The sequence below is a fragment of the Klebsiella sp. 18074 genome, assembly GCF_902705905.1.
GTDB classification, from domain to species: Bacteria; Pseudomonadota; Gammaproteobacteria; order Enterobacterales; family Enterobacteriaceae; genus Klebsiella; species Klebsiella terrigena.
Map to the genome: position 1 here is coordinate 48256 of NZ_CACSIS010000004.1, position 20051 is coordinate 68306.

Sequence of the window (20051 nt, forward strand, 5' to 3'; positions counted from 1 at the left end):
GGACCGGCAACTACCATAGCCTGCTGAACAGGCTTAAACCAGGGGACGTTAAATGAAAAAATGGTCACGCCACCTGCTCGCAGCGGGTGCTCTGGCAGTCGGGATGAGCGCCGCGCACGCGGACGATAGCAAAACGCTCTATTTCTATAACTGGACCGAATACGTGCCGCCGGGGCTGCTGGAACAGTTCACCAAAGAGACCGGGATCAAGGTTATCTATTCGACCTACGAGTCGAATGAAACCATGTACGCCAAGCTCAAAACCTATAAAGACGGCGCCTACGACCTGGTGGTGCCGTCGACCTATTTCGTCGATAAGATGCGCAAAGAGGGTATGCTGCAGAAGATCGATAAGAGCAAGCTGACCAATTTAAGCAACCTCGATCCGCAGATGCTGAATAAGCCGTTCGACCCGAATAACGACTACTCCATTCCCTATATCTGGGGCGCAACGGCGATCGGCGTAAACAGCGACGCCATCGATCCTAAAACCGTGACCAGCTGGGCCGACCTGTGGAAGCCCGAGTACAAAAGCAGCCTGCTGCTGACCGACGATGCCCGGGAGGTGTTCCAGATTGCGCTGCGCAAGCTGGGCTATTCCGGCAACACCACCGATCCGAAAGAGATTGCCGCCGCGTATAATGAACTGAAAAAGCTGATGCCAAACGTTGCGGCGTTCAATTCGGATAACCCGGCGAACCCGTATATGGAAGGGGAAGTGAATCTCGGTATGGTATGGAACGGCTCGGCGTTTGTTGCTCGCCAGGCCGGGACGCCGCTGGAGGTGGTATGGCCGAAAGAAGGCGGCATCTTCTGGATGGATAGCCTGTCGATTCCGGCCAATGCCAAAAACGTCGACGGCGCGCTGAAGCTTATCAACTTCCTGCTGCGCCCGGACGTCGCCAAACAGGTTGCCGAGACCATCGGCTATCCGACGCCGAACCTCGCCGCGCGCCGGATGCTCAGCCCGAGCGTTGCCAACGATAAGTCACTCTACCCGGATGCGGAAACGATCCAGAAAGGCGAATGGCAGAACGACGTCGGCAGCGCCAGCACCCTGTACGAAGAGTATTATCAAAAGCTTAAGGCCGGTCGTTAATCCCGCGGCTCGCGCATCAGTATCTGGCCGAATTCGGCCCGCAGCTGATTCTTCAGGACCTTGCCGGTGGCGCTCACCGGCAGGGCATCTATGAAAACGATGCGGTCCGGTACCTGCCATTTCGGCACCCGCTGCTGGTACCACGCCAGCAGCGCCTGCTCCTCGACCTCTCCCCCTTCCGCCCTGACGCACAGCAGCACCGGACGCTCATCCCAGCGCGGATGCTGCGCGGCAATCGCCGCCGCGCTGCGAATGGCCGGGTGGGCAAGCGCAATATTTTCCAGCTCCACCGTTGAGATCCACTCCCCGCCGGACTTGATGATATCTTTAGCCCGATCCTGAACGACCAGATAGCCGTTCTCATCGACGGTGCCGATATCGCCGGTATCAAACCAGCCGTCGTCGGTAAGCGCCGTTTCGCTGCGGCCAAAGTAGCTGGCCACCACCCAGTGCCCGCGGACCTGCAGATATCCGCGGCTTTCACCATCGTCGGGCAGCGGCTCTCCGTCGATGTCCACCACCCGCAGATCGATGCCAAAGATAGCCCTTCCCTGCCCCTCGGCCACCCGCTGGCGCTGCGCCTCGGTCAGCGCCTGATGTTTACCCAGCGGCGTATTGATGGTGCCGATGGGCGACGTTTCGGTCATCCCCCAGGCGTGGATCAGCTCGATACCGTAGTCGCGGCGAAACGCCTCCGCCATCGAGGGAGGCAGCGCGGAACCGCCGACGAACGAGCGTTTAAAACAGGGCAGGCGGATATCCGATTTGCGCAGCGCCGCCAGCAGACCGGCCCAAATCACCGGCACGCCAAAGGCCACGCTGACCCGCTCAGCGCTCAGCAGCCGCAGCAGGCTCTCGCCGTCGAGATGCGGCCCCGGCAGCACCAGACGCGCCCCGACCATCGCGGCGATAAACGGCGTACCCCAGGCGTTGACGTGAAACATCGGCACCACCGGCAGCAGGGAGTCGCTGGCGGAGATCCCGGCGGCATCGGGCTGATTGCCGCTCAGCGCGTGCAGCACCAGCGAACGATGGGTATTGAGCACCCCTTTGGGTTTCCCCGTGGTGCCCGAGGTGTAGCACAGCGATGCGGGGGTGGTTTCGCTCAGCGCCGGCCAGTCATAGCCGGGATCCCCTGAGGCCAGCAGCTCATCGTAAAACAGCAGCGAATCGAGCTCGCTGAGCGCCTCTTCGCTGCGGGCTTCCATCAGCACAAAGTAGCGCACGGTGGGCAGATGGGGCCGCAGCTGGCGCAGCAGCGGCAGGAAGGTGGCGTCAAAAAACAGCACCTGGTCCTCGGCGTCGTTGATGATAAAAGTCAGGTGCTCAATCGACAGCCGCGGGTTGAGGGTATGGGTAACCCGACCTCCCGAGCCGATGGCGAAATAGATCTCCAGATGACGGCGATTATTCCACGCCAGGGTAGCGCAGCGGGCGCCGGCGGGGATGCCCAGCCGATCGACGGCGAACGCCAGGCGGCGCGCGTTATCCGCCACCGCTCCCCAGCTGCTGTACTCCGTCTCCCCGCCCGTGGACACGGAGACGATTTCGCTATCGGCATGATAGCGCGCCGCGTGATTGATTAACGTTCCGGTGGTTAAATCCTGATACATCATCGATGGGTGCATGGCAGGTCCTCCGCGGCGTCGGCGCGCTTTTCGGGCAAAAAAAAGCGCCGATACGGGCGCCTTAGGGGATGATGCAAATTATCTGGATTCGGTTTCGCGGCCAGAGATCAGGCGCGCACGGGATGCGCCCGCGATTTAATCAGCGCATCTTCCACGTCAAAATCGCTCAGCGGATAGTTCGTCGCCACCATATAGAAGCGGCCATCCTGGGCTGGATATTCGTGGACGTTGTAATTCACCATGCGCGGCTGGGAGCCTGAGGCCTCTTCGGCAGGGGAATGGGCATGATTCGCCAGCGGGTATTTCGAACGAACTTCAAGACGGTGGGTTTTAACGCCGCTGTAGATCTCGCCGTGATGCTCATCCCCGAGGATCAGGTAGTCAAAATACTCTGTGCGCATGCTTACACTCCCTTCCCGTTGCAAGAATGTAAGAAGATGTCATAAAAGAGCACGCAATACTGTTTTCCCTGTCACATCATCGCATCAATTCCACAACCTCAGACGATAATGCCGGGAGCGCCGACCGGCAATACGCCGGAGGACGCTATCCGATAACGCCCTCCGGCCCTGAGATCCGCGTCGCGCGATCAGAGATCTTTGAGCAGCTGGTCGATAAACTCCGGTACCACCTGGCTTGCGAGGCCATAGCGTTTTTCGGCAAACTCGCTGCCCACCTGGCTCGGCTCAAGGTTGAGCTCAACCGTATGCGCCCCCTGCAGGCGGGCCTCATGAACGAAGCCCGCCGCCGGATAGACGTGCCCGGAAGTGCCGATGGCGATGAAAATATCGGCATCGGCCAGCGCGCTGTAAATGTCGTCCATTCCCAGCGGCATCTCGCCAAACCAGACCACGTGCGGGCGCAGCGGCGCCGGGAACTGACAGCAGTGGCACTTGTCGTCCACGGTGACGTCCCCGGTCCACTCCAGCACCTGTCCGCTCCACGAACAGCGCACTTTCAGCAGCTCGCCGTGCATGTGGATAACCCGGCGGTTGCCGGCACGCTCGTGCAGGTTGTCGATATTCTGCGTCACCAGCACAAAACGATCCCCCAGCGCCTCTTCCAGCCGCGCCAGCGCCAGATGCGCGGCGTTAGGGGCGATATCCTGCCCCTGCAGCTGACGACGGCGGGCGTTGTAAAACGCCTGCACCAGCGCGGGATCGCGGGCAAAACCTTCCGGCGTCGCCACGTCTTCCACCCGATGTTCTTCCCACAGGCCGTCGGCCGCGCGGAAGGTTTTAATCCCCGACTCAGCGGAAATGCCTGCGCCGGTGAGCACCACTACCCTGGGTTTTTCCATCGTTTCCGGAGCCACCTTATCCTCTTTAAAGAAAATTCGCTGACGCAGTCGCTCGCGCAGGCGTCGTTTATTGCGGCGAAAACGGCTCAATCGATGTAAGCGGCGCGACAACATAGCTACCTCTGTGATTAATCAGTCAAATGAAGGAAGGCCGCACCGCGCATTCCTCCCGCATCGCCGTGGCGCGCCCGCTCAATCCGAGGCACCCGGGCAACGGGAAGTAAGTGACGCGGCAGGCGCTGCGCCAGCCCTTCGGTTATTGCAGTAAAGTTAGACAATCCTCCGCCAACTACCAGCAGATCCGGGTCAACGATGGTTAAAATATTACCCAGACACACCGCCAGCAGGTCAAGATAGCGCTCGACGTGGGCGCGCGCTTTTTCATCGCCCTGCTGCCACAGCGCGACGATTTCGGGTGAGGTCAGGGATTGGTGATAAAAGTGCTGGTATAGCCAGGCAAAGCCGCGGCCGGAAAGGTAGTTTTCGATGCAGCCCAGCTGGCCGCAGCCGCAGCGGGTCAGCGGAAAATCACGCCCCACCACCTCCAGCGCATCCACCGGCAGGCGGATATGGCCAAATTCGCCGGTGATATAGCTATGTCCGGTAATCGATTTGCCGTTGAGGATCAGGCCGCCGCCGACGCCGGTGCCGAGAATCAGCCCCATTACCAGCGGATAGCGGGTAAACTCGTCGTCCCAGGCTTCCGAGAGCGCAAAACAGTTGGCGTCGTTATCCAGACGCACCTCACGCCCCAGCCGGGCGCTGAGGTCGGCGCGCAGCGGTTTACCGCTGGCGGCAGGCACGTTGGCGGCGTACAGAGTGCCGTCCGCGGTCTCCGGCATTCCCGGAATGCCGATCCCGACTGAGCCCTGGCAATCGAAGCGGGCGTCCGCCTCAAGCACCAGCGCCTCTACCGCCTGGAGAAAATCTTCATAACTCGCTTGCGGAGTGGCGACGCGCTTTTCCCACTGCAGCCGCCGCTCCTTGTTAAATACGCCCAACGCAATCTTGCTGCCGCCAATGTCAAATCCGTAATACATTTCAGCAATTCCTCTTTCTAACCCTGCGCTTCACCTTGCAAAATGAAGCGCATTAGCGGGTCATGACGATAAATTACTGGCCACTCAGCACCCTCGCCGGGTCAATGCGGCTGGCGCGGCGGGCGGGATACCAGCTGGCCAGCAAACTCAGCAACAGTGCCGTCACCAGCACGTAAATGACGTCCAGCCAGTGCAGTTCAGACGGCAGGAAGTCGATAAAATAGATGTCGCCGGAGAGGAATTTATGCCCAATCAGGGATTCAAGGCCGTTAATAATCGACGTCAGCTTCAGCGCGCAAACCACGCCAATAGCGACCCCGATCAGGCTTCCGACCGAACCGGCAAGTAAACCATACCATACGAAAATCGCGCGGATCAGGCCGTCTTTCGCGCCGAGCGTGCGCAGCACCGCAATATCGCTGCTTTTATCTTTCACCGCCATTACCAGGGTGGAAACGATGTTAAAGCAGGCAACGCCGATAACCAGTACCATCGCGAGATACATAATGGCGCGGATCATCTGGATATCGCGATACATATAGCCGTAGGTGCCGATCCAGCTCTTGATATAGACGTAACTGTTGGTGACTTCACCGGCGTCGCGCACCAGGGTGTTGGCGTGGAAGACGTCGGTGACTTTAATCGCGATCCCGGTGACGCTGCTGCCCATATCCAGATACTGCTGAGCATCCGGCATCGGGATCATGGCGAAGCTGTGATCGAGCTGGCCGCTCAGCTGCAGGATCCCGCTGACGTGCAGCCTGACGCGTTTCGGCTGCAGCAGCTGGTGCTCGGCGTCGGAGTTCGGGATCATTATCGATACCCAGTCGCCCTGCTTAACGTGCAGGGCATCGGCGACGCCCTTGCCTAAAATAATCTGCTGCTCGCCGGGCTTAAAACCGGCCCAGGCGTTATTCTGCACGAAGGTCGGCAGCGAGCTCAGGCGGCTCTCCTGCTGAGGATCGACGCCCTTGACCTGAATGGCGCGCATGTTGCTGCCGCTCTCCACCAGCCCGGTAAAGTTGATATAGGGCGCTGCCGCAACGATGCCCTTGACCTTCTCAACCTTCGCCAGCGCCTCGTTCCAGTTGCTCCAGGGCTGCTTAACCGGCTCGATTTCCCCGTGGGGAACCACCGCCAGAATGCGGTTATTGAGCTCGCGCTCAAAGCCGTTCATGGCGCTCAGGCCGACGATCAGCACCGCCACGCCCAGCGCAATGCCGACGGTCGAAATCACCGAAATAAGCGATACCATGCCGCCGCGTCGACGGCCCCGGCTAAAGCGCAGGGCGATCAATAGGGATAACGGAGAGGCCATTACTCGGCCCCCATCAGGGTCAGTTCCGCGTTCAGGTGGCCATCACGCATCTCCAACTGACGGTTCATCCGTTTGGCCAGCTGCAGATCGTGGGTCACCACCAGGAAAGCGGTGCGCTGTGCGATATTGAGCTCGCCCAGCAGCTGGAAGATGCTGTCGGCATTGCGGGCGTCAAGGTTACCGGTCGGCTCATCCGCCAGCACCAGCCGCGGCTTGTTAACCAGCGCGCGGGCAATCGCCACGCGCTGGCGTTCGCCGCCGGAGAGCTCGGACGGACGGTGGCTGCTGCGGTGCTCAAGGCCGACCGCGCGCAGCATCTCTTTTGCCTGGCGTTCGATATCGGCCGCCTTCTGCTTGCCGATCAGCAGCGGCATCGCCACGTTTTCGAGGGCGGTGAAATCCGGCAGCAGGTGGTGGAACTGATAGATAAAGCCCAGCTCGCGGTTGCGCAGGTCGGCGCGGGCTGCGGCGGAGAGCTGGCTCATCGGCTGGCCGGAGAAAATAACGTCGCCCGAGGTCGGCGTATCGAGGCCGCCGAGCAGATGCAGGAGCGTACTTTTGCCGGAACCCGAGGTGCCGACAATCGCCATCATCTCGCCCTCTTCAATGCTGAAGCTGACATCGTGCAGCACGTCCGTTTGCACGTTGCCTTCCTGATAGCGTTTGCACAGATTGTCGCATTGCAGCAGGATCTTATTCATAACGTAAAGCCTCAGCGGGTTGGGTGGCGGCAGCGCGCCAGGAAGGATACAACGTCGACAACAATGCCAGCACCATCGCCACCAGCGCAATCATCGTCACCTGCAGCGGTTCGATGGCAACCGGCAGCGCGGCGCCGTCAAGAAACGCGCCGATAATCGGCATCAAATTGTTCAGCTGGCTGGCGAGCAGCACGCCGAACAGCGCGCCGAGCAGCGCGCCGACGATACCGGCGCTGGCGCCCTGTACCATAAAGACCAGCATAATCTGCCGCGGCGTCAGGCCGAGGGTTTGCAGGATAGCCACCTCGCCCTGCTTTTCCATCACCATCATCCCGAGCGAGGTGATGATATTAAAGGCCGCCACCGCCACAATCAGGCTCAGCAGCAGGCCCATCATATTTTTTTCCATCCGCACGGCCTGGAACAGCTCGCCCTTGCGCTCGCGCCAGTCCTGCCACTTCGTGCCTTCAGGCAGGGCTTGCTGGCTGAGCGTATCCACCTGCAGCGGCTGGTTGAGCCACAGGCGCCAGCCGGTAATATTTCCCAGCGGGTAGCGCATCAGGCGCGACGCGTCGTCGATATTGGTCAGCATCTGGTAGCCGTCGACTTCGCTACTGGCGGCGAAGGTGCCGATAACGTTAAACAGGCGCTGGCTCGGCACGCGGCCCATCGGCGTAAACTGGCTGGCGGACGGCACCATCACGCGGATCTGGTCGCCGCGATTAACCCCGAGCTGGCCGGCCAGCTGCTCGCCGAGAATAACGTTATATTTCCCGGCCTGCAGGTCGCTCTGCTTGACGTTAACGAGGTATGGCGTCAGCGGATCTTTTTGCGCCGGGTCGATGCCGAGCATTACCCCAACCGCGACGCTGCGCGCGCTTTGCAGCACCACGTCGCCGGTGGTCAGCGGTGCGACCCGGCTGACGCCCTGCAGCTTCACGGCGCTTTCCGGCAGCGTTTGCGGATTGATTGAGCCCTGCTGGGCGCTAAGAATGGCCTGCGGCATCAGCCCCAGGATGTTGTTCTGCAGCTCGCGTTCAAAGCCGTTCATCACCGACAGGACGGTCACCAGCGCCATCACGCCGAGCGTAATGCCAATGGTTGAAAGCCAGGAGACGAAACGACCGAAGCGGTCGGCTGCGCGCCCGCGCATGTAGCGAAGGCCGATAAAGAGTGCGGCAGGTTGGTACATGTATTCCATCTGGTTGCTGATAGCCGATGCACGAGTATATATGCCATAGCACAACGCGTAAATCACTGAAACGGTAAGTTTTTGTCGCCAGGCGGAGAAAAAGTAAAGATAAATCAATCGGATATTTGATATGTCAGTTCTTATCTAGCAGAATCTTTCCCCGCAAACGAACATCCTTTTGTCATTCAGGTTGGCGAATTAAGGCCAATCGCGGATAATCAGAGGCATTGAATATCAGCGATTTGCCCCTACATCGTAGAGCGAATCACTCAGAGCCTATTGCGGTAGGCGTACTTTGCTGGCAAATAAAAAAGCCTAATGGGATAGGCTCTAAGGGATCCTGACAACCGCTATGTCTCAACAATATCGATACTCACTGCCGGTCAAACCCGGCGATCAGCGGCAGCTCGGCGAACTCACCGGCGCGGCCTGCGCGACTCTGGTCGCAGAAATGACCGAGCGCCACGACGGCCCGGTGATCCTCGTCGCCCCCGATATGCAAAACGCCCTGCGCCTGAATGATGAAATTCGGCAGTTTACCGACAGCATGGTCATCGCCCTGGCGGACTGGGAAACTCTGCCCTACGATAGCTTCTCGCCGCATCAGGATATTATCTCCTCCCGTCTGGCGACCCTTTACCAGCTGCCGACCATGCAGCGCGGCGTGCTTATCGTACCGGTCAGCACGCTGATGCAGCGCGTCTGTCCGCATAACTACCTGCACGGCCACGCGCTGGTGATGAAAAAAGGCCAGCGCCTGTCGCGGGATACCCTGCGCGAGCAGCTGGATAGCGCGGGCTATCGCCACGTCGATCAGGTCATGGAGCACGGCGAATACGCGATCCGCGGCGCCCTGCTCGACCTCTACCCGATGGGCAGCGAACAGCCGTATCGCCTCGATTTCTTCGATGATGAGATAGACAGCCTGCGCCTGTTTGACGTTGACAGCCAGCGCACGCTCGAAGAGGTGGCGGCGATCAATCTGCTGCCCGCCCACGAATTCCCGACCGATCAGGCCGCCATCGAACTGTTCCGCAGCCAGTGGCGCGATCGCTTCGAGGTCAAGCGCGATGCCGAGCATATTTATCAGCAGGTCAGCAAAGGCACCCTGCCCACCGGCATCGAATACTGGCAGCCGCTGTTTTTCAACGAGCCCCTGCCGCCGCTGTTTAGCTATTTCCCGGCGAACACGCTGATCGTCAATACCGGCGAGCTGGAAGCCAGCGCCGAACGTTTCCAGAGCGAAACTCACGCCCGCTTTGAGAGCCGCGGCGTTGACCCAATGCGCCCGCTGCTGCCGCCGGAGCTGCTCTGGCTGCGCAGCGATGAGCTGTTCAGCGAGCTGAAAAAATGGCCGCGCGTGCAGTTAAAAACCGACCGCCTGGCGGAGAAAGCGGCCCATACCAACCTCGGCTATCAGAAGCTGCCGGAGCTGGCGATTCAGGCGCAGAACAAAGCGCCGCTGGATAACCTGCGCCGCTTCCTCGAATCCTTCAGCGGGCCGGTTATCTTCTCGGTCGAGAGCGAGGGCCGTCGCGAAGCGTTGGGCGAAATGCTGGCACGCATTAAGGTTGCGCCCAAGCATATCCTGCGTCTCGAAGAGGCGACCGGCAGCGGCCGCTATCTGATGATTGGCGCCGCCGAGCACGGCTTTATCGATAGCCCGCGCGGCCTGGCGCTGATTTGTGAAAGCGATCTGCTGGGCGAGCGCGTGGCGCGCCGACGCCAGGATTCACGGCGCACCATCAACCCCGATACCCTGATTCGCAACCTCGCGGAGCTGCATATCGGCCAGCCGGTGGTGCATCTTGAGCACGGCGTCGGCCGCTATGCGGGAATGACCACCCTCGAGGCCGGCGGCATCAAGGGTGAATACCTGATGCTCACCTACGCCAATGACGCCAAACTGTACGTCCCGGTCTCCTCGCTCCATCTGATTAGCCGCTATGCCGGCGGCGCGGAGGAGAGCGCCCCGCTGCACAAGCTCGGCGGCGACGCCTGGGCGCGAGCGCGGCAAAAAGCGGCGGAGAAGGTGCGCGACGTGGCGGCGGAGCTGCTGGATATTTATGCCCAGCGCGCGGTCAAATCCGGGTTTGCCTTTAAGCACGATCGCGAACAGTATCAGCTCTTTTGCGACGGCTTCCCGTTTGAAACCACCCCCGATCAGGCTCAGGCCATCAACGCGGTGCTGAGCGATATGTGCCAGCCGCTGGCGATGGACCGTCTGGTCTGCGGCGACGTGGGCTTTGGTAAAACCGAAGTTGCCATGCGCGCCGCCTTCCTGGCGGTAGAAAATCATAAGCAGGTGGCGGTGCTGGTGCCGACGACCCTGCTCGCTCAGCAGCACTTCGACAACTTCCGCGATCGCTTCGCCAACTGGCCGGTGCGCATCGAAATGCTGTCTCGCTTCCGCAGCGCCAAAGAACAGGCGCAGATTCTGGAACAGGCGGCCGAGGGCAAAATCGATATTCTGATCGGCACCCACAAGCTGCTGCAGAGCGAAGTGAAGCTGCGCGATCTTGGGCTGCTGATCGTCGATGAGGAACACCGCTTCGGCGTGCGGCATAAGGAGCGCATCAAGGCCATGCGCGCCGATGTCGACATTCTGACGCTCACCGCGACGCCGATCCCGCGGACCCTGAATATGGCCATGAGCGGCATGCGCGATCTGTCGATTATCGCCACTCCGCCGGCGCGCCGTCTGGCGGTGAAAACCTTCGTTCGCGAGTACGATGCGCTGGTGGTACGCGAGGCTATGCTGCGTGAAATACTGCGCGGCGGCCAGGTCTACTATCTCTACAATGACGTGGAAAACATCCAGAAAGCCGCCGACCGCCTGGCCGAGCTGGTGCCCGAGGCCCGCATCGCCATCGGCCACGGGCAGATGCGCGAACGCGAACTTGAGCGGGTGATGAACGATTTCCACCACCAGCGCTTTAACGTGCTGGTCTGCACCACCATTATTGAAACCGGGATCGATATCCCGACCGCCAATACGATCATCATCGAGCGTGCCGATCATTTCGGCCTTGCTCAGCTGCACCAGCTGCGCGGGCGCGTCGGGCGATCACACCATCAGGCCTATGCCTGGCTGCTGACTCCGCATCCGAAGGCGATGTCCACCGATGCGCAAAAGCGTCTGGAAGCGATCGCCTCGCTGGAGGACCTCGGCGCCGGGTTCGCCCTGGCAACCCACGATCTGGAAATTCGCGGCGCCGGCGAGCTGCTGGGCGAAGACCAGAGCGGACAGATGACCACCATCGGCTTCTCGCTGTATATGGAGCTGCTGGAGAACGCCGTTGATGCCCTGAAGGCCGGGCGCGAGCCGTCGCTGGAAGACCTGACCAGCCAGCAAACGGAGGTCGAACTGCGGATGCCTTCCCTGCTGCCGGACGACTTTATCCCGGATGTGAATACCCGACTCTCGTTCTACAAGCGCATCGCCAGCGCTAAAAGCGAACACGAGCTGGAGGAGATCAAGGTTGAGCTTATCGACCGCTTCGGCCTGCTGCCGGACGCGGCCAGAAATCTGCTGGATATCGCCCGTCTGCGCCAGAAGGCGCAGAAGCTTGGCATTCGCAAGCTGGAGGGGAACGAAAAAGGCGGCATGATCGAGTTTAACGAAAAGAACCACGTCAACCCGGTGTGGCTGATTGGCCTGCTGCAGAAACAGCCGCAGCACTTCCGCCTTGACGGGCCGACGCGGCTGAAGTTTATGCAGGATCTCGCCGAGCGGAAAACGCGCATGGAGTGGGTTCGCCAGTTTATGCGCCAGCTGGAAGAGAACGCCGTCGCCTGACCGTGACGGAGAAAATGGATACGGTGACATTCATCGTATCCATTTTTTATCCGACACATTCAGCAAACTTTACAAATGTTTTGCAATCCGCCAGGGTTTCCCCACACTCCCCCGCGCCATAATTTGTCTCTGTTTTCGTAGAAAAATAACCTCTTACTTATTATGGCTATACACTCTTCGCGTATCTCTCTGTGGCTGGCGCTGGTTGCCGTTGTCGCCGCGCTGGCGCTTCCGGCCCATGCTAACACCTGGCCTTTACCGCCGCCGGGAAGCCGTCTGGTGGGGCAAAATCAGTTCCACGTGGTGCAGGATAACGGCGGGTCGCTGGAAGCCATTGCCAAAAAGTATAACGTCGGTTTTCTGGCGCTCCTGCAGGCCAACCCCGGCGTCGATCCCTACGTTCCCCGCGCCGGCAGCGTGCTGACCATTCCGCTGCAGACGCTGCTGCCGGACGCGCCACGCGAAGGGCTGGTGATTAATCTCGCCGAACTTCGTCTGTACTACTATCCGCCGGGCAAGAGTGAGGTGACCGTCTACCCTATCGGTATCGGCCAGCTCGGGGGCGATACCCTCACGCCAACGATGGTCACGACCGTGTCGGATAAGCGCGCCAACCCGACCTGGACGCCGACTGCCAATATCCGTGCCCGCTACAAGGCGATGGGCATCGAGCTGCCTGCCGTGGTTCCCGCCGGGCCGGATAACCCGATGGGGCACCACGCGATCCGCCTGGCGGCCTACGGCGGCGTCTATCTGCTGCACGGCACCAACGCCGATTTCGGCATCGGTATGCGCGTAAGCTCGGGCTGCATTCGCCTGCGCGATAATGATATTAAGACGCTGTTCAATAAAATTACCCCCGGAACCCGGGTGAATATTATCAACACGCCGATTAAGACTTCCGTTGAGCCAAACGGCAGCCGGCTGGTCGAGATTCATCAGCCGCTATCGAAGCACCTTGATGACGATCCGCAGACGCTGCCCATCGTGCTTAGCGCCGAAATGCTGGCCTTCAAGCAGGCGCCGCTGACCGATCGGCCGGTTATGGAGCGCGCTATCGAACTGCGTTCGGGCATGCCGATTGACGTGACCCGCCATCACCCGGACGCCGGGCAGGCGCTGTAATCGCTCCGTTGTGCCTGACTTCGCTTGTCGGGGACGGGTAGAACAGACCGCCTGACTGCACGTTCTCCTCTTTCCTTACGTTTATCGCAAAAATGCCCGTCAGCAGTGCTGCTGACGGGCATCATTTCTGGTGGTGCTTTTTTAGGACAGTAGCTGAGCACTCAGATAGCGAATCGCGGTCCCATAAGGGGTGGGGACCGCTTCGCAATATTGGCATAACAGGGGAACAACTTACTGCTTACTACCGCGGCCTGATAAAGGGGTCAGAACCGCGTTTGTCAGTGGCATGACAGAGGGAACAGCTTATTTGTAGATAACCGCAGTCCCGTGCAGGGTGTTAGGACCGGTTACCGACGTAATGCGGAATGAAGTTGCGCCCATTTCTTCAGCTTTCTGCGCCAGTTGGTCTTCCAGAGAGCCCAGGTTAGTGCCGGCGGAAGCGGAAACGGTGCCGATTTTTTGCTGGCCAGCAGGAGTGGATTGCACTTCAACGGCGGCAAAGCTTGCGAAAGAGAGTGAGCTTAGTACGGCAGCGAGGGTCAGAGTTTTGATGGTTTTCATGATTATTATACCTATGCAGATGATTTTTTTATTAGGGTCGCAAGAATTAACTTAACGATCGATAGGTAAATAATAATGTGACCTGAATCACACGTCAACGCATTTTTATAACAATCGTTTAATTATTTATAAACAACTTAAAATTCATATATATATGAATTATTTATTTTTAGACTGACTCTGCTGGCAGGTTACGCCGTTTATTTTTATAATGGCCCTTCAACAAACCAACATAGGTACAGGCGGCATCATGACAACTGACGTTCAAAGTTGCACAAAAAAAAGCCGTGGCCGACCTAAAGTGTTCGACAAGGAAGCGGCGCTGGATAAGGCCATGACACTGTTCTGGCAGCATGGGTATGAGGCAACCTCCCTTGCCGACCTGGTGGAAGCCACCGGGGCAAAGGCCCCTACGCTCTACGCCGAATTCGTCAATAAAGAAGGGCTGTTTCGCGCGGTGCTCGATCGCTATATCTCGCGCTTTGCCGCCAAACACGAAGCGCAGCTGTTTGACGAAGAGAAGTCGGTCGACCAGGCCCTGCGGGACTATTTCACCGCGATCGCCACCTGCTTTACCAGTAAAGATACCCCGGCAGGCTGCTTTATGATCAACACCTCCGCGGCGCTGGCGGCCTCCTCTACCGATATCGCCAACACCATCAAATCGCGCCATGCGAAGCAGGAGCAGACCCTGGCCCAGTTTCTGCAGCAGCGTCAGCTGCGCGGCGAGCTTCCGGAAAACGGCGACGTTCGCCAGCTCGCGCAGTTCTTAAACTGCGTCCTGCAGGGGATGTCGATCAGCGCTCGCGAAGGCGCCGATTTCAGCAAATTAATGCAAATTGCCGAGACCACCCTGCGCCTGTGGCCGCAAATCCTTCAGCACTGACCCGCTCCGCTGCCCGGTGATCTCAGTCACCGGGCCTGCGTCTCCCCGTACCATCCTCTGCCTTACCCTCATTTTTACTAATGTTTTCACACCTTTAAGTGTTAACTTGCTGTAAATGATATTGATAACAATAATCACTACGTGCAGAATTCGCATTTGAGTTTTTCAAAATATTTCACCCTGTAACAATCGGTGCACCCGCGCCGAAAAAATAGAACAACAATGCTTAACAACAGAGCAATTAACTCATAAAAGGAATGCGAATGAACACGCGTCTCTGGGTGCTTAACCCACTGCTGCTGGCTACCACCCTCCCCGTCTTTAGCACCCAGGCGGCCGAAGAAAACCTTATCGTTAGCGCCAACCGTACGCACCGTACCGTTGCCGAAATGGCGCAGACCACCTGGGTTATTGAAGGTCACGAAATTGAACAGCAGGTTCAGGGCGGCAAAGAGTTCAAAGATGTGCTGGCGCAGCTCATTCCAGGCATCGACGTCAGCAGCCAGGGACGGACAAACTACGGGATGAATATGCGCGGCCGCGCGATCGTGGTGCTGATCGACGGCGTGCGGCTAAACTCCTCCCGCACCGACAGCCGTCAGCTCGACGCCATCGACCCGTTCAACATTGAACATATCGAGGTCATCTCCGGCGCCACCTCGCTGTACGGCGGCGGCAGTACCGGCGGCCTGATCAATATTGTGACCAAAAAAGGCCAGCAGGATCGCCAGGTCGATCTCGAACTGGGCGGCAAAACGGGTTTTGCTAACAGCAACGATCATGATGAGCGGGTGGCGGCGGCGGTGAGCGGCGGTACCGACCACGCCTCCGGCAGATTATCGGTGGCTTATCAGCGCTTTGGCGGCTGGTATGACGGCAATAACGATGCGCTGATCCTCGATAATACCCAGACCGGCTTACAGCACTCCGATCGCCTCGACGTGATGGGCACCGGTACCATCGACATCGACGAAAGTCGCCAGCTCCAGCTGGTAACGCAGTACTATAAAAGCCAGGGCGACGACTACGGCCTGTACCTGGGGAAAAACATGTCGGCGGTCACCGGCGACGGCAAGGCCTACACCACCGACGGGCTGGACTCCGACCGCGTACCCGGTACCGAGCGCCACCTGATAAGCCTCCAGTATTCCGACGCCGACTTCTACGGTCAGAATCTGGTCAGCCAGATCTACTATCGCGACGAATCCCTGACCTTCTACCCCTTCCCGACCCTCGCTAAGGGCCAGGTCAGCAGCTTCTCCTCCTCTAAGCAGGATACCGATCAGTACGGAGCCAAAATTACCCTCAACAGCCAGCCGCTGGAGGGCTGGGACCTGACCTGGGGGCTCGACGCCGATCATGAAACCTTCAACGCCAACCAGATGTTCTTCGACCTCAACGAATCGATGGCCTCCGGTGGGCTGAATAATCAGGCCATCTACACCACCGGCCGCTACCCGGGCTACAGCATCACCAATCTCGCCCCGTTTCTGCAGAGCAGCTATGACCTGAACGATATCTTCACCGTCAGCGGCGGCGTGCGCTACCAGTGGACGGAAAACCGGGTGAATGATTTTGTCGGCTATGCGCAGCAGCAGGACGTCGCCAACGGGAAAGCCCGCTCGGCGGACGCCATTCCCGGTGGAAAAACCGATTACGATAACTTCCTGTTTAATGCCGGGATTGTCGCCCACATTACCGACCGTCAGCAGACCTGGTTTAACTTCTCCCAGGGCGTCGAGCTGCCGGATCCGGGTAAATACTACGGCATCGGTAAATACGGCGCCGCCGTTAACGGCAACCTTCCGCTGCTGTCGAGCGTCAACGTCGGCGACTCGCCGCTGCAGGGGATAAAAGTTAACTCTTACGAGCTGGGCTGGCGCTACACCGGCGACAGCCTGCGCACGCAGCTGGCGGCCTACTACTCAACGTCGGACAAAACCATCGTCGTCAACCGCACCGATATGACGATTGACGTAGAGTCCGATAAGCGGCGCATTTACGGCGTTGAAGGGGCGGTGGATTACGCCTTCCCGCAGAGCGACTGGAGCACAGGAGCTAACTTCAACGTCCTGAAATCGCAGGTGAAGAGCGAAGGCAGCTGGCAGAAATGGGATGTGACCCTGGCCTCACCGTCGAAAGCCACCGCCTGGGTCGGCTGGGCGCCGGATCCGTGGGCGCTGCGCGTGCAAACGCAGCAGGTGTTCGATCTTAGCGACGCCAGCGGCAACAAGCTTGATGGCTACAATACCGTCGACTTTATCGGCAGCTACGCGCTGCCGCTGGGTAAGCTGACCTTCAGCATCGAAAACCTGCTGAACGAAGACTACGTCACCATCTGGGGCCAGCGCGCGCCGCTGCTCTACAGCCCAACCTACGGCAGCAGCTCACTGTATGAATACAAAGGCCGCGGCCGCACCTTTGGTCTGAACTACGCCCTGAGCTTCTGATAAAAAAAGCCCCTCACCCTGAGCGTGAGGGGCAAATATCAATAAACGTCTTTTTTACGCTTTGTTATTCAGGATCAGCTGACCGTTACTATCCAGCGGAATTTGCGTGCCGGGGTCATGTTCCATGCGAATCTTGCCCTGCTGTCCGCCAATTTTGTACGTGACGTCATAGCCCAGCATTTTATCCGATTTGTCATACACCGTTTTGCAGCGCTGCTGCGTGGTGGTGTAGGTATCGCCTTCCTGCATCGATCCCTGAATCTGGTTACCGGCATAGCCGCCGCCCAGCGCGCCCACGACGGTGGCAACGCTGCGGCCACGGCCGCCGCCAAACTGGTGGCCGATAACCCCGCCGGCAACCGCGCCGAGCACCGAACCGGCAATACGGTTTTCATCCTGTACCGGACGACGGTGGGTTACGGTGACGTTGCGGCACTCCTGACGCGGCGTTTTAACACTTTCTTTAATCGGCGTACTGGAGACCACCTGCGCATACTGCGGTCCGCGATCCAGTACGTTCAGACCGGCGACAGCTGCCACGCCCAGCGCGGCTGCCACGCCAATCCCTATACCCGCCAACATTGATTTATTCACGGGGCATCCTCCGTTGTTGCTGATAGCAATAATTTTGCTATCTACCCGGGGAGCTTGCAAATGAGAAAGCGGATGAAAAATGCGAGGATCTGCAGCAAACCGCGGGGATTCAGAGGAATCCGAGAGGATATAGCGAATCTTACAAGACGATATTCCGGATAATCGCCCGGCAGCGCGTTATCTGACCAGGCGACAGCTCGGCGCGCTCCGCGAACCCGGAGAAGGCATCAACGCCGTCATCCGGGAGCGGAGCGCCCGAGGACCCGAGGATTAGTGCAGCTTCAGGCGCGGACGAATGATACGGTTGATGCGCCCTACCAGCATCATCAGGCCGGTTTTAAAGTAGCCATGCAGCGCAATCTGGTGCATGCGGTACAGGGAGATGTAAACGAAGCGTGCAATGCGGCCTTCGATCATCATTGAACCGCGCATCAGGTTACCCATCAGGCTACCGACGGTCGAGTAGTTGGAGAGCGAAACCAGCGAACCGTGATCCTTATAAGCGTAAGGTTTCAACGGCTTGTTTTTCATCTGCGCGAGGATGTTATGCAACGCGCAGGTTGCCATCTGGTGAGCGGCCTGCGCGCGCGGCGGCACGAATCCGCCTTCCGGACGGGCGCAGGAAGCGCAGTCGCCGATGGCGTAGATATCTGCATCGCGGGTCGTTTGCAGCGTCGGCTCAACCACCAGCTGGTTGATGCGGTTGGTTTCCAGACCGCCGATCTCTTTCATAAAGTCCGGCGCCTTAATCCCGGCAGCCCAGACCATCAGATCGGCCTTAATAAACTCGCCGTCTTTGGTGTGCAGGCCGTTAGCATCGGCGCTGGTGACCATGGTTTTCGTCAGCACCCGTACGCCAAGCTTGGTCAGCTCGCTGTGCGCGGCGCCGGAAATACGCGGCGGCAGCGCCGGCAGAATACGCTCACCGGCCTCAACCAGCGTGACGTTCAGCGCTTCGTTGGTCAGCCCTTTGTAGCCGTAGCTATGCAGCTGCTTAACCGCATTGTGCAGCTCGGCAGAGAGCTCTACGCCGGTAGCCCCGCCGCCGACGATAGCAATATTCACTTTGCCGTTGGCGCCGAGATCCGCGGAATATTTCAGGAACAGGTTCAGCATTTCCTGATGGAAACGACGCGCCTGGTGCGGGTTATCGAGGAAAATGCAGTTCTCTTTAACGCCCGGCGTATTAAAGTCGTTAGAGGTACTGCCCAGCGCCATCACCAGGGTGTCGTAAGGCAGCTTGCGCTCGGCCACCAGCAGCTCGCCCTTTTCATCACGCAGTTCACTGAGCGTGATGGTTTTGGTTTCGCGATTGATATCCGCGACTGACCCGAGCTGGAACTGGAAACCGTGATTGCGGGCATGAGCCAGGTAGCTCAGCGCATCTACACCTTCGTCGAGCGAACCCGTTGCCACTTCATGCAACAGCGGTTTCCACAGGTGGCTATGGTTGCGATCCACCAGGGTGATTTTCGCTTTTTTGCTGCGGCCCAGCTTTTTACCCAACTGAGTAGCCAGTTCCAGTCCGCCGGCGCCGCCACCAACGATTACTATTTTTTTCAATGGTGTAGTCACGTGACCCCCTAAAATTATCAACCAATTGTTAATTAAAGGTTATAGAAATAGCCTTTAATTAACAACAAGTTACAGCATTGAAACCATTCAGCGGGATCGAGAATAACATGAACGGTTCATTGGTCATACCAAAATTGATATGCATCAAGTTTTACCGCATATTTTTTGCGCAGGCAATCACGGAATGGATAAAAAAAGCCCGCGGTGCGTTCACACAGCGGGCTGGAGGGGAGCTATCAGCCGAGGGTTTTAAAGGCCTTTATCCGCTGTAGGTGCGGGGAGATACTCTTGAATTTATGGCCCTGCTCGTTATCCCAGATGATTTCATAGTAGTGGTGCAGCAGCTCAGCCGAACGCTGGCTGTCGAGCGCTTCATCCTTGCGGGAAAGCATCACCAGGCAACGATCGCGATTTTTTTCACGGAAGTTATTCACGCACTTCGTGCCGATATCCGCGTACTCTTCCGGGCGATCGATCTTGCCTTCCATATTCTCATCGGGAAACAGGTTCGGGTTAAAAATAGCCTGGCGGATATCGCAGAGGAAACCAATCCGTTCCGCCCAGTAGCCGCCGAGACCGACGCCGCAAATCAGCGGCCGATCGTCGGCGTTGAGCTGCAGCATCTTATCGACTTCTTTTAACAAGTGCTGCATATCGTGTTTCGGATGCCGCGTACTGTAGCTAATCAACCGCACGTCGGGATCGATAAACTGCAGCTGCAGCACCTTTTCATGGTTACCGGGGCTGTTAGAGTCAAAACCGTGTAAATAGATAATCATCGCA

The 20051-nt window shown here is 58.6% G+C and carries 16 protein-coding genes; 5 read left to right on the forward strand and 11 right to left on the reverse strand.

The window, feature by feature from the left end; all coding sequences use genetic code 11:
* Positions 1–52 precede the first annotated feature (52 nt).
* Entirely contained in the window at positions 53–1099 is a 1047-nt protein-coding gene (gene potD / locus GVK32_RS05165) for a spermidine/putrescine ABC transporter substrate-binding protein PotD (protein ID WP_159872807.1), read from the forward strand.
* Here the strand turns inward: potD and GVK32_RS05170 are convergent.
* The 7 genes from GVK32_RS05170 to lolC all read right to left on the reverse strand — a co-directional run bounded on the left by GVK32_RS05170 (position 1096) and on the right by lolC (position 8278).
* Entirely contained in the window at positions 1096–2727 is a 1632-nt protein-coding gene (locus GVK32_RS05170; RefSeq protein WP_159872805.1) for a long-chain fatty acid--CoA ligase, read from the reverse strand. The two genes, potD and GVK32_RS05170, sit on opposite strands and share 4 nt — an antisense overlap.
* Before the next feature lie 107 nt (positions 2728–2834).
* Positions 2835–3128: a hypothetical protein gene (locus tag GVK32_RS05175; RefSeq protein WP_123707445.1), complete on the reverse strand. Its 294-nt coding sequence runs from the start codon at positions 3126–3128 to the stop codon at positions 2835–2837.
* Between the two features lie 188 nt (positions 3129–3316).
* Positions 3317–4141: a Sir2 family NAD+-dependent deacetylase gene (cobB, locus tag GVK32_RS05180; RefSeq protein WP_041144992.1), complete on the reverse strand. Its 825-nt coding sequence runs from the start codon at positions 4139–4141 to the stop codon at positions 3317–3319.
* Positions 4142–4155: 14 nt separating this feature from the next.
* Positions 4156–5067, reverse strand: coding sequence for an N-acetylglucosamine kinase (gene nagK / locus GVK32_RS05185; protein ID WP_159872803.1), 912 nt, complete (start codon positions 5065–5067; stop codon positions 4156–4158).
* 73 nt (positions 5068–5140) lie between these two features.
* Positions 5141–6385: a lipoprotein-releasing ABC transporter permease subunit LolE gene (gene lolE / locus GVK32_RS05190; protein WP_159872801.1), complete on the reverse strand. Its 1245-nt coding sequence runs from the start codon at positions 6383–6385 to the stop codon at positions 5141–5143.
* A complete protein-coding gene (lolD, locus tag GVK32_RS05195) occupies positions 6385–7086 on the reverse strand; it encodes a lipoprotein-releasing ABC transporter ATP-binding protein LolD (protein WP_041144989.1) in 702 nt (233 codons plus the stop codon). Before lolD ends, lolE begins: the two co-directional genes overlap by 1 nt.
* Entirely contained in the window at positions 7079–8278 is a 1200-nt protein-coding gene (gene lolC / locus GVK32_RS05200; protein ID WP_159872799.1) for a lipoprotein-releasing ABC transporter permease subunit LolC, read from the reverse strand. Before lolC ends, lolD begins: the two co-directional genes overlap by 8 nt.
* A gap of 352 nt (positions 8279–8630) precedes the next feature.
* Here lolC and mfd point away from each other — a divergent pair, with 352 nt between their 5' ends.
* Entirely contained in the window at positions 8631–12077 is a 3447-nt protein-coding gene (mfd, locus tag GVK32_RS05205) for a transcription-repair coupling factor (RefSeq protein ID WP_159872797.1), read from the forward strand.
* A gap of 162 nt (positions 12078–12239) precedes the next feature.
* Complete coding sequence (locus GVK32_RS05210; RefSeq protein WP_159872795.1) at positions 12240–13202, forward strand: L,D-transpeptidase family protein; 963 nt, start codon at positions 12240–12242, stop codon at positions 13200–13202.
* A 303-nt stretch (positions 13203–13505) separates the two neighbouring features.
* On the opposite strand, the gene bhsA is transcribed toward GVK32_RS05210, so the two are convergent.
* Positions 13506–13763, reverse strand: coding sequence for a multiple stress resistance protein BhsA (bhsA, locus tag GVK32_RS05215; protein WP_041144985.1), 258 nt, complete (start codon positions 13761–13763; stop codon positions 13506–13508).
* Between the two features lie 250 nt (positions 13764–14013).
* Between bhsA and GVK32_RS05220 the strand changes: the two genes are divergently transcribed.
* Together GVK32_RS05220 and GVK32_RS05225 are read left to right on the forward strand one after the other, a co-directional pair.
* The gene (locus GVK32_RS05220) at positions 14014–14649 is read left to right on the forward strand and encodes a TetR/AcrR family transcriptional regulator (protein ID WP_159872793.1); all 636 of its coding nucleotides are present in this window, start codon (positions 14014–14016) and stop codon (positions 14647–14649) included.
* Between the two features lie 263 nt (positions 14650–14912).
* Entirely contained in the window at positions 14913–17099 is a 2187-nt protein-coding gene (locus GVK32_RS05225) for a TonB-dependent siderophore receptor (protein WP_159872791.1), read from the forward strand.
* 54 nt (positions 17100–17153) lie between these two features.
* Here the strand turns inward: GVK32_RS05225 and GVK32_RS05230 are convergent, their stop codons facing one another.
* From GVK32_RS05230 to ycfP, 3 genes are all read right to left on the reverse strand, one after another.
* Entirely contained in the window at positions 17154–17693 is a 540-nt protein-coding gene (locus tag GVK32_RS05230) for a glycine zipper 2TM domain-containing protein (protein WP_052698707.1), read from the reverse strand.
* Between the two features lie 270 nt (positions 17694–17963).
* Positions 17964–19268 (reverse strand): NAD(P)/FAD-dependent oxidoreductase, encoded by a 1305-nt coding sequence (locus GVK32_RS05235; protein ID WP_041144981.1) that lies wholly within the window; start codon positions 19266–19268, stop codon positions 17964–17966.
* 236 nt (positions 19269–19504) lie between these two features.
* The gene (gene ycfP / locus GVK32_RS05245; RefSeq protein ID WP_041144980.1) at positions 19505–20047 is read right to left on the reverse strand and encodes an alpha/beta hydrolase YcfP; all 543 of its coding nucleotides are present in this window, start codon (positions 20045–20047) and stop codon (positions 19505–19507) included.
* Between the last annotated feature and the right edge of the window lie 4 nt (positions 20048–20051).

Coding starts and splice junctions, on each gene's coding strand:
- potD (WP_159872807.1), top strand. CDS start 53: ATGAAAAAATGGTCACGCCACCTGCTCGCAGCGGGTGCTCTGGCAGTC.
- GVK32_RS05170 (WP_159872805.1), bottom strand. CDS start 2,727: ATGCACCCATCGATGATGTATCAGGATTTAACCACCGGAACGTTAATC.
- GVK32_RS05175 (WP_123707445.1), bottom strand. CDS start 3,128: ATGCGCACAGAGTATTTTGACTACCTGATCCTCGGGGATGAGCATCAC.
- cobB (WP_041144992.1), bottom strand. CDS start 4,141: ATGTTGTCGCGCCGCTTACATCGATTGAGCCGTTTTCGCCGCAATAAA.
- nagK (WP_159872803.1), bottom strand. CDS start 5,067: ATGTATTACGGATTTGACATTGGCGGCAGCAAGATTGCGTTGGGCGTA.
- lolE (WP_159872801.1), bottom strand. CDS start 6,385: ATGGCCTCTCCGTTATCCCTATTGATCGCCCTGCGCTTTAGCCGGGGC.
- lolD (WP_041144989.1), bottom strand. CDS start 7,086: ATGAATAAGATCCTGCTGCAATGCGACAATCTGTGCAAACGCTATCAG.
- lolC (WP_159872799.1), bottom strand. CDS start 8,278: ATGTACCAACCTGCCGCACTCTTTATCGGCCTTCGCTACATGCGCGGG.
- mfd (WP_159872797.1), top strand. CDS start 8,631: ATGTCTCAACAATATCGATACTCACTGCCGGTCAAACCCGGCGATCAG.
- GVK32_RS05210 (WP_159872795.1), top strand. CDS start 12,240: ATGGCTATACACTCTTCGCGTATCTCTCTGTGGCTGGCGCTGGTTGCC.
- bhsA (WP_041144985.1), bottom strand. CDS start 13,763: ATGAAAACCATCAAAACTCTGACCCTCGCTGCCGTACTAAGCTCACTC.
- GVK32_RS05220 (WP_159872793.1), top strand. CDS start 14,014: ATGACAACTGACGTTCAAAGTTGCACAAAAAAAAGCCGTGGCCGACCT.
- GVK32_RS05225 (WP_159872791.1), top strand. CDS start 14,913: ATGAACACGCGTCTCTGGGTGCTTAACCCACTGCTGCTGGCTACCACC.
- ycfP (WP_041144980.1), bottom strand. CDS start 20,047: ATGATTATCTATTTACACGGTTTTGACTCTAACAGCCCCGGTAACCAT.